This is a genomic window from Streptomyces sp. NRRL B-24085 (assembly GCF_001282115.1).
In the GTDB taxonomy this organism is placed as follows: Bacteria; Actinomycetota; Actinomycetes; order Streptomycetales; family Streptomycetaceae; genus Streptomyces.
On record NZ_LJBR01000173.1, the window covers coordinates 17,924 to 27,094 of the forward strand.

The window sequence follows — 9,171 nt, forward strand, 5'->3', positions numbered from 1 at the left end:
TTCAACTCACGGTGACGGCCGGCTCCCCCGACGCGACGCCGTCCTGCTCCATCTGTTCGGCGATCTTCATCGCTTCCTCGATGAGGGTCTCCACGATCTTCGACTCCGGGACGGTCTTGACGACCTGGCCCTTCACGAAGATCTGCCCCTTGCCGTTGCCGGAGGCGACCCCCAGGTCCGCCTCCCGCGCCTCGCCGGGACCGTTGACCACACACCCCATCACCGCGACCCGCAAGGGCACTTCCATGCCTTCGAGACCCGCGGTGACCTCGTCCGCCAGCTTGTAGACGTCCACCTGCGCGCGCCCGCAGGACGGGCACGAGACGATCTCCAGGCGCCGCTGCCTGAGCCCGAGCGACTCCAGGATCTGGATGCCGACCTTGACCTCCTCGGCGGGCGGGGCGGACAGCGACACCCGGATGGTGTCGCCGATGCCCCTGCTGAGCAGTGCCCCGAAGGCCACCGCCGACTTGATCGTCCCCTGGAAGGCGGGCCCGGCCTCGGTGACCCCCAGGTGCAGCGGGTAGTCGCACTGCTCGGCGAGCTGCTGGTAGGCGGCCACCATCACCACGGGGTCGTTGTGCTTGACGGAGATCTTGATGTCCCGGAAGCCGTGCTCCTCGAACAACGAGGCTTCCCACAGCGCCGATTCGACCAGCGCCTCCGGAGTCGCCCTGCCGTACTTCTGGAGCAGCCGCCGGTCGAGCGACCCGGCGTTGACCCCGATCCGGATGGGCGTGCCGTGGTCCTTCGCGGCCCGCGCGATCTCCTTGACCTTGTCGTCGAACTGCTTGATGTTGCCGGGGTTGACGCGCACCGCCGCACAGCCGGCCTCGATCGCGGCGAACACGTACTTGGGCTGGAAGTGGATGTCCGCGATCACCGGGATCTGCGACTTGCGCGCGATGGTCGCGAGGGCGTCCGCGTCGTCCTGCGTGGGGCAGGCGACGCGGACGATCTGGCAGCCGGACGCGGTGAGTTCGGCGATCTGCTGGAGCGTGGCGCCGATGTCGGACGTACGGGTCGTCGTCATCGACTGCACCGACACCGGGGCCCCGCCCCCGACCGCCACCGGCCCGACCATGATCTGCCGCGACACGCGCCGCTCGGCGATCGGCCGGACCGGTACCTCGGGGACGCCCAAGGGAATGGCGGTCATGGCGCTACTCGCGGTTTCCGGAGACCGTCTCGCGCATGGCGCGCAGCGACTCCTTCAGCGAGCCCATGGTGGCGAGGACGGCGGTGGGCTCGTAGCCGCAGTGGGCCATGCAGTTGGCGCAGCGCGGGTCCTTGCCGCGGCCGTACTTGTCCCAGTCGGTCTCCTCGATGAGTTCGCGGTACGTCGGCACGTACCCGTCGCTCATCAGGTAGCAGGGGCGCTGCCAGCCGAACAGGGAGTAGTTGGGGATCGCCCAGGCCGTGCACGGGAAGTCGACCTTGCCCTCCAGGAAGTCCAGGAAGAGCGGGGAGTGGTTGAGCCGCCACTTGCGCCGGTTGCCGCCCGCGAAGGCCTTCTTGAACAACTCGCGGGTCTGCTCCACGCCCAGGAAGTGCTCCTGGTCGGGTGCCTTCTCGTAGGCGTAGGCGGGCGAGATCATCATCTCGTCGACCTGGAGGTCGTCGTTAAGGAAGTTGAGCACCTCGATGATGGTCTGCGGGGTGTCGGTGTTGAAGAAGGTCGAGTTGGTGGTGACCCGGAAGCCGCGCCGCTTGGCCTCCTTGATCGCCGCCACCGCCTCGTCGAACACGCCCTCCTTGGCAACGGACTCGTCGTGCCGCTCACGCAGCCCGTCGATGTGCACGGCGAAGGCGAAATAGGGCGAGGGCGTGAACTTGTCCATCTTCTTGCGCAGCAGCATGGCGTTGGTGCAGAGGAAGACGTACTTCTTCTTCGCCACCAACTGCCGCACGATCTCGTCGATCTGAGGGTGCATCAGCGGCTCACCGCCGGCGATGGACACCATCGGCGCACCGGACTCGAGGACGGCCCCGACCGCCTGCGCCACCGGCATGCGCTGTTTCAGCACCCCCGCCGGATGCTGGATCTTGCCGCAGCCCTCGCACTTCAGGTTGCATGCGAAAAGAGGTTCCAGCTCCACGATCAACGGGAACTTGTCCCGCTTGCGGAGCTTCTGTTCGGCCAAGTATGTAGCGACCTTGATGGACTGGCGCAGCGGCATGGCCATCTGGCTCACCTCCTGGGGAGCAGCAAGGAACGGTGCCATTCATAGAAAGCGGGAAGGACAGAACGAAGAACGCGGAAGGCTGATATTCCACCGCGTACCGTGCCGATCCGGACGAGTTCATGTTGTGGAGCGTCCACGACCACCCGGACGGCCGCAACCGGGCGCTCGCCCGTGCGCACGGCGCTCAGGAGCGTGGCCGCGGACTCCATGTCGACCGCGATCGCGCCGGTGGCGAGCAGTGCCGACCGCTCCTGACCGCGGACGACGTGATCGGATCCGGTGAGGGGTCCGGTGTGCACGGTGCGTCCCGGCACGGCCCGTACCAGCTCCTTGACGAGCAGGTCGGTCTCCGCGCACGGAACGGTTCCGTCCGGGTCCCGGGTCTCCTCGGCGACGACCAGGTCGCCGGGGTGCATCCCGGGGGCGAGCCCCGCGCAGAAGCCGGTGGCCAGTACGGCGGCCCCGGCGAGGGCGGGGTCGGCCAGGCGCCGGGTGACGGACCGTTCCGCCGCCCTGGGGCCCATGCCCGTCCTGAGCAGGGTGACCGGCCCGCCGCCCCCGCCGCGCTCGCCGGTGCGCAGGGCGAGGTGCTCGATGCCGAGGGCGCAGGCGATCAGCAGCGGGGCGGTGGCGGGCTGGGGGCTCATCAGAGGGCCTCGGTCCGGGAGAACGGGTCTCCGTGGACGTAGCGGCCCAGGGCGGTGAGCGGGAAGACCTGCCGGTAGAGGTGGTAGTTGATGGAGAAGTCCCAGGGGAAGCCGGTGCCGGTGAAGTAGGGCTCGTCCCAGGAGCCGTCCTCGCGCTGGGTGCTCGCGAGCCACTCGATGCCGCGCTCGACGGCCTTGGAGTCCCTCTCCCCCGCGGCCAGCAGCGCCATCAGCGCCCAGGCGGTCTGGGAGGCGGTGGAGGCGCCGCGGCCGCTCCACTCCTTGGCGTACTTGTAGGAGCGCAGGTCCTCGCCCCAGCCGCCGTCGTCGTTCTGCACCTTCTCCAGCCAGGCCACCGCCCGCCGGATCGCCGGGTGCGAGGCGGGCAGTCCGGCGGCCGTCAACGCGGGCACCACCGAGCCCGTGCCGTAGATGTAGTTGACGCCCCAGCGTCCGAACCACGAGCCGTCCGGCTCCTGTTCGGCCAGCAGCCACTCGATGCCGCGCCGGGTGCGCGGGTCGTGGGCGAGCCCCTCGACGGCCAGCATCTCCACCACGTGGGCGGTGACGTCGGCGGACGGCGGGTCGATGACCTCGCCGAAGTCGCAGAACGGCAGCCGGTTGGGGAAGGGGCTGGTGTTGTCGACGTCGAAGGCGCCCCAGGCTCCGTTCTTCGACTGCATACCGAGGTTCCAGCGCACCCCGCGTCCGATGGCCTTCTCCACCCGCTCGGGGTCGTGGTGCTTGACCCGGCGCAGGGCGAGGACGACCTCGGCGGTGTCGTCGATGTCGGGGTAGTTGTCGTTGTGGAACTCGAACGCCCAGCCGCCCGGCGGGAGTTGGGGCCGCTTGACCGCCCAGTCGCCGGGCCGCACGATCTCCTCGCCGAGCATCCAGTCCGCGGCCTTCACCAGCTGCGGGTGGTCGGCGGGCACGCCCGCGTCGGCAAGGGCGATGGTGGCGAGGCAGGTGTCCCACACCGGCGACTGGCACGCCTCGATCATCCGGGCCCCGTCCTCGCGCCAGACGGCGAACCGGTCCAACGACTCCAGACCGGCCCGCATGACGGGGTGCTGGAGGTCGTAGCCGAGCAGGTGCAGGGCGATCACCGAGTACACGGCCGGGGGCTGGATGCCGCCCCAGCAGCCGTCGTTCTCCTGCCGCTCGATGATCCAGCGGGCCGCGCTGTTCATGGCGGCTCTGCGCAGTCTGCGCGGGGCGACCTTGCGCAGCTGGTGCAGCGCCTTGTCGAGCCGCTGGAAGGCGCCGTCCCAACTCGCCACCGGGGCCAGCGGCTTGGCCGGGTTCGGGTCGGCCGGGTCGGCGTGCAGCTCGTCGAGCGGGAAGGGTGCCGGTCGCACCGGGCGCTTCGCGGAGACGATCGTCAGCGGGACGATGGTCTGGCGGGCCCAGCAGCCGAAGTCGTAGATGTTGAGCGGGACCCACTTGGGGAAGTAGATCAGCTCCGGCGGGAGTTCGGGCAGGTCCTCCCACTTCCACCAGCCGAACAGGGCGAGCCAGATCCGGGTGAACACCCGGGCGGCGGCGATTCCGCCCTGGGCGCGGATCCAGGCGGAGGCCTTCGCCATGTGCGGGGCGTCCGGAGCGTCACCGTCCAGACGGAGGGCGACGTACGCCTCGACGGTGGTGGAGAGTTCACCGGGCCCGCCGTAGAAGCTGGCCCAGGTGCCGTCCTCGCGCTGCTCGCCGCGGATGAACCTGGCCGCGGCACGGGTGGTCGACTCGTCGCGGATGCCGAGGAACTGACGGAGCAGCAGGTCCTCGGCGTCCATCGTGACGTTGGTCTCGAGGTCGCCCTTCCACCAGCCCTCGGCGTCCTGGCGGGCGAGCAGGTGGTCGGTGGCGCGCTGGACGGCACGCACGGCGGCTTCTTGTATCCCGGCCGCCACGGGTGTGTCGAGACGGGTTTCGCTGGCCGCGGCAGCGCGGGGCGGCAGGGCCCCGGTGCTTCCGTCGGTCGTCGCTGTCATGGCTTCCCCTTCGTGCAGTGTGCAATGTGGTGCTCTGCTGTGGGTCCGCCGTCGGCCGGTGCTCTTCCTTTCCTCGCAGCACCGGCCGGCGACTACGCGAGGGCTATTCGACCGATAGTGATCATCTCTTTCGTACGACGACGAAGTCGGCGAGCGCCGTGAACCTGTCCCGCACCGGGTCGGGCATGTCGACGGCGTTCAGCGCTTCGATGGCGATGGTGTGCTGACGTCGGGCCTCCGCGGCCGTCCACTCGCGGCCGCCCGCCTCCTCGATCAGGGCGGCGCGGGCCGCGAACTCCTCCTCGGAGAAGTTCTCGAAGTCGCTGCTCTTGGCGTCGGCGGCGAGGATCTCGCCGAGCCGCTCGGAGGCGGCACCGCCCGCCGCGAGCGCGGCCACGACCGGCAGGGACTTCTTGCGCTGGCGCAGGTCGCTCCAGGTCTGCTTGCCGGTGGAGACCGGGTCGCCCCAGATGCCGAGGAGGTCGTCGACGGCCTGGAAGGCGAGGCCGAGGTGGTAGCCGTACTTCTCCAGGGTGTCGGCGGTGCGGTCGTCCGCGCCGCCGAGCACCGCGCCGATGGAGGAGGCGCAGGCGAGCAGGGCGCCGGTCTTGTTGCCCTCCATCTCCAGGCACTCCTCGACGCTGACGCGGTCGCGGTGTTCGTAGGAGATGTCCTGGGCCTGGCCGTCGATCAGGGCGCGGGTGGCGGTGGTCAGCCGGCGGGTGGCGCGGCCGGCCTCGACGGTGCCGAGCTCCAGGAGGACCTCGTTGGCCAGGGCGAACAGGGCGTCGCCGACCAGGATGGCCTGGGCGGGGCCGTGCACCTTCCACACCGTGTCGCGGTGGCGGCGCTGCTCGTCGCCGTCCATCAGGTCGTCGTGCAGCAGGGAGAAGTTGTGGACCAGTTCGACGGCGACCGCACCGGGGATGCCGGTCTCGGGCGCGGCGCCGGTGACCTCGGCGGAGAGGACGGCGAGGGCGGGTCGCACGGCCTTGCCGCCGTCCCCGTCCGCCGGGTTGCCCTGGGCGTCGATCCAGCCGAAGTGGTAGGCGGAAACGGTGTCCATCGGGGATGCGAGGCGGTCGACAGCCGCCTTCAGCACCGGAGTGGCCAGGGTCCGGCCGCGCTCCAGGAGCGCGGTCACGTCCACCGCGGGCCTCGCAGCGGCCGTCTCGGCCGGGGGCACAGTGGGCACAGTCTCTCCTCTTGTCGCGGTACCGGAGGTGCTGGGGCCGGATACGCCGTGCTGGTCGAGCATCACGCGGCCTCCTCGAACTCGAAGAGACGGGCGGGGCGGGGCCGGCCCAGGGCGGCGAGAGCGGCGTCCGCCGCACTCACACCGCTGCGGACCGCACTCTCCATGGTCGCGGGCCACCCTGTGGCGGTCCACGCGCCGGCCAGGTAGAGGCCGGGGGCTTTCGTACGGGCGCCGGGCCGCAGCCGTCCGACGCCGGGGGCGGGAGCGAAGGTGGCCGTGCGCTCCCGGGTCACGAAGAAGTCCCGCACCTCGGCGCCACGGGCGAGCGGCAGCAGCCGCTCCAGCTCGGGCAGGTAGCGGCGGCGCAGCTCGGCCACCGGCTCGTCGATCTCCTCGTGCGCGGCCGACTGGGACAGGGCGAGGTACTGGCCCTCGCGCAGCCCGGAGGCGGCGGTGCGGTCGAAGACCCACTGCACGGGGGTGCCGAGGGCCGCGAAGAACGGCTTGTCGAGCACCTTGCGGTCGTAGACCACGTGGACGTTGAGGATCGGCGCGGTGCCGATCTCCCGGAGTCTTTCCGGCGCGTCCAGCGCGCCCTCCGGCAGCAGGTCAGCAGCCTCGCCCTGGGCTACGGCGAGCACGACCGCGTCGGCCCGGAGCGTCTCCCCGGGAACCTGGACGCTCCAAGTGCCGTTGTCCTCAGTGGAGATGGAGGTGACGCGTGTACGGACCTCGGTACGCACGCCCGCGGAGTCGAGCGCCTTGCGGGCCAGCCGGTCGTGCAGTTCACCCAGCGGGACATGGGCCCAGCCGATGTCGGCGGCGCCCGGGTCGGACAGCAGACCGGTCTTGAACACCATCGCGGCGAGCCCCAGCGAGGCGTCGCCCGCGACCGCGTTGAGGGTGGCGACCCCGACCAGGTCCCACAGGGCCTCCACGGCACGCGCCGACTGACCGTGCGCGGTCAGCCAGCTGCCGAAGTCCTGTGCGTCCAGGCTCGGATCGGCGAGGTCGAGGCCCTTGAGCGCGAGCGCGGCACGCCCCACCCCGGCCCGCTCGGCGAGCGAGAGATGCGGATAGGTCGCGAGGCTGCGTCCCAGGTGCAGGGGCACCGGCAGCGCGTCGCGCCGCAGCCTGCCGAGCCGTCGGCCCTCGGGCCGGGCCAGGTCGAGTACGGGCACGTCGAGACGATCCTGCAGCGGCGCCAGCGCCGTCCCCTCGATGCGGTCGAGGAACCAGCGGTAGGCGGTGCAGCAGCGCAGGTAGACGTGCTGTCCGTTGTCGACGGTCAGTTCGCCGCGCTGGAAGGAGAAGGCGAGTCCGCCCAGGCGCGGCCTGCCTTCGAGCAGGGTGACGCGGACCCCGGCGTCGGCGAGCGCGAGCGCGGCGGTGATGCCGGCGAGCCCGCCGCCGATCACGACGGCGTCCCGTCCGGACGGCTGTCCGTCGGTCATCGCACCCCCTTCCCTGCTCGGACGCCGTGGTGCTCGAACGGTGCACGGCCGGTCGTCGCAGTCAGGGACGCCGTCGTCGAGCGGAGGGTTGCGTGCCGTTTTTCTCCGTCGGCGTCACATTGGACCGCATTGTCCACGTCATCCATCAGGCACGCCTCCTGACGGCACGCCGCGTCACGTGCCGGGTGTCCAGGCCGGACAGGCCGCGGACCGCGACGTACGCCTTCTCCCGGCCGGGCAGTGAGACGCGCCCGCGCAGCACCGCCTCCGGGTCGCGCTCGATGCGGTCGAGCAGCCGGCGGTAGATGCCGGCCATGGCGGCGACACAGGCGCCGCTGCGCCGGTCGAGCATGGGGAGCAGCCGGTAGCCCTCGGCGAAAAGGGCGCGGGCCCGTCGCACTTCGAAGTGCACGAGGCCCGCGAAGTCGGCGCCCTCCGGCGGTTTCGGCCCCGCGAAGCCGGCCGAGCAGCCGAATTTGGCGAGGTCGTCGGCGGGCAGGTAGACGCGCCCGTCCTCGGCGTCCTCACGGATGTCTCTGAGGATGTTGGTGAGCTGAAGCGCGAGACCGAGCGTGTCGGCGTACTCCGGCGCGCGTTCGGCGGCGCGCGCCCCGGGTTCGGTGCCGAACACGCCGAGTGAGAGCCGCCCGATGGCACCCGCCACACAGCGGCAGTAGACCTTCAGGTCGTCCCAGGTCTCGTAGGTCTCGCCGCGTACGTCCATCAGGACGCCGTCGATCAGCTCGTCCAGGCCGCCCAGCGGGATCGGGAAGGTCTCGGCGGCATGGGCGAGGGCGACGGCCACCGGATCGGTGTCGTCCTCGTCGACCGAGCCCTCCCGCACCCGGGTCAGCATCGCCCGGGTGTCCTCGAGTCTCGCCGCCTTGACGTCGGCCGCCAGCGCGCCGTCGCCGATGTCGTCGACCCGCCGCGAGAACGCGTAGAGCGCCGACATCGCACGCCGCTTGGACGTCGGCAGCAGCCTGATGCCGTACGCGAAGTTACGGGCCTGCTGTCCGGTCACGGCCTCGCAGTAGCTGTAGGCGGCGAGTACCGGCGCGGACGCGTGTGGTGGTGCCTCCACCGTCCGGATCACCCCTCTCCTCGCAGAGTGACGCCCACCTCGCGCAGCAACTGGAGCTTGCCGGGCTTGGGCGGGCCGGGAAGTACGTCGTGTTCGGCGGCGGAGATCGCGCGGAGCGCCGCCCTTCCCCCCGCCACGAACCCTGCGAGCAGCAGCTTCAGCCTGCCGTGGACGCTACCCACCAGGGGGGCGCCTTCATTCAGGAGTTCGCGGGCGCGTTGTGCCTCGTATGCAACCAGAGCGCGCACCGATGCGCCCGCGGTTTTCACGGCGAGGTCCGCCTCCTGGACATGAAAGCGCTTCATGTCCGCGGCGGGCAGATAGATCCGGTCGCGGCCGAGGTCCTCGGCGACGTCCTGGAGGTGTTCGACGATCTGGAGGGCGGTGCAGATCGCATCCGAGAGACGGATCCGTTCGGGGGTCGAGGTGCCGGTGACGGCGAGCACGAGACGGCCGACGGGGTTGGCGGACAGCTCGCAGTAGGCGAGCAGGTCGTCGTAGGTCTCGTAGCGGGTGACGAGCTGGTCCTGGCGGTTGGCGGCGATCAGGCCGAGGAAGGGCTCGGGGGTGAGGGAGCGGCGGCGGACCGTGGGCCGGAGGCGGCGCAGCAG

Annotated in this window: 9 protein-coding genes; all 9 read right to left on the reverse strand. The window is 71.0% G+C overall.

Going from position 1 to position 9,171, the window contains the following annotated elements; translation table 11 throughout:
• Position 1 precedes the first annotated feature (1 nt).
• Positions 2 to 1,159 carry a flavodoxin-dependent (E)-4-hydroxy-3-methylbut-2-enyl-diphosphate synthase gene (ispG, locus tag AOJ26_RS20220; protein WP_053849728.1) on the reverse strand — a complete coding sequence of 386 codons (1,158 nt, stop codon included), beginning with the start codon at positions 1,157 to 1,159 and terminating at the stop codon, positions 2 to 4.
• Between the two features lie 4 nt (positions 1,160 to 1,163).
• Positions 1,164 to 2,186: an adenosyl-hopene transferase HpnH gene (gene hpnH / locus AOJ26_RS20225; protein WP_053849729.1), complete on the reverse strand. Its 1,023-nt coding sequence runs from the start codon at positions 2,184 to 2,186 to the stop codon at positions 1,164 to 1,166.
• Positions 2,187 to 2,191: 5 nt separating this feature from the next.
• Positions 2,192 to 2,833 (reverse strand): 1-hydroxy-2-methyl-2-butenyl 4-diphosphate reductase, encoded by a 642-nt coding sequence (locus tag AOJ26_RS20230; RefSeq protein WP_053849730.1) that lies wholly within the window; start codon positions 2,831 to 2,833, stop codon positions 2,192 to 2,194.
• Positions 2,833 to 4,824 (reverse strand): squalene--hopene cyclase, encoded by a 1,992-nt coding sequence (gene shc / locus AOJ26_RS20235; RefSeq protein ID WP_053849731.1) that lies wholly within the window; start codon positions 4,822 to 4,824, stop codon positions 2,833 to 2,835. The genes AOJ26_RS20230 and shc overlap by 1 nt, the downstream gene beginning before the upstream one ends.
• Positions 4,825 to 4,945: 121 nt before the next feature.
• The gene (locus AOJ26_RS20240) at positions 4,946 to 6,010 is read right to left on the reverse strand and encodes a polyprenyl synthetase family protein (RefSeq protein WP_078959975.1); all 1,065 of its coding nucleotides are present in this window, start codon (positions 6,008 to 6,010) and stop codon (positions 4,946 to 4,948) included.
• A 71-nt stretch (positions 6,011 to 6,081) separates the two neighbouring features.
• Positions 6,082 to 7,476 carry a hydroxysqualene dehydroxylase HpnE gene (gene hpnE, locus AOJ26_RS20245; RefSeq protein WP_053849733.1) on the reverse strand — a complete coding sequence of 465 codons (1,395 nt, stop codon included), beginning with the start codon at positions 7,474 to 7,476 and terminating at the stop codon, positions 6,082 to 6,084.
• Positions 7,473 to 7,622, reverse strand: coding sequence for a DUF6380 family protein (locus tag AOJ26_RS44460; RefSeq protein ID WP_234358619.1), 150 nt, complete (start codon positions 7,620 to 7,622; stop codon positions 7,473 to 7,475). The genes hpnE and AOJ26_RS44460 overlap by 4 nt, the downstream gene beginning before the upstream one ends.
• A complete protein-coding gene (gene hpnD, locus AOJ26_RS20250; protein WP_053849734.1) occupies positions 7,622 to 8,572 on the reverse strand; it encodes a presqualene diphosphate synthase HpnD in 951 nt (316 codons plus the stop codon). Before hpnD ends, AOJ26_RS44460 begins: the two co-directional genes overlap by 1 nt.
• On the reverse strand, positions 8,569 to 9,171 hold a 603-nt coding region (locus AOJ26_RS20255), incomplete at its 5' end, for a squalene/phytoene synthase family protein (protein WP_053849735.1). The genes AOJ26_RS20255 and hpnD, both read right to left, overlap by 4 nt.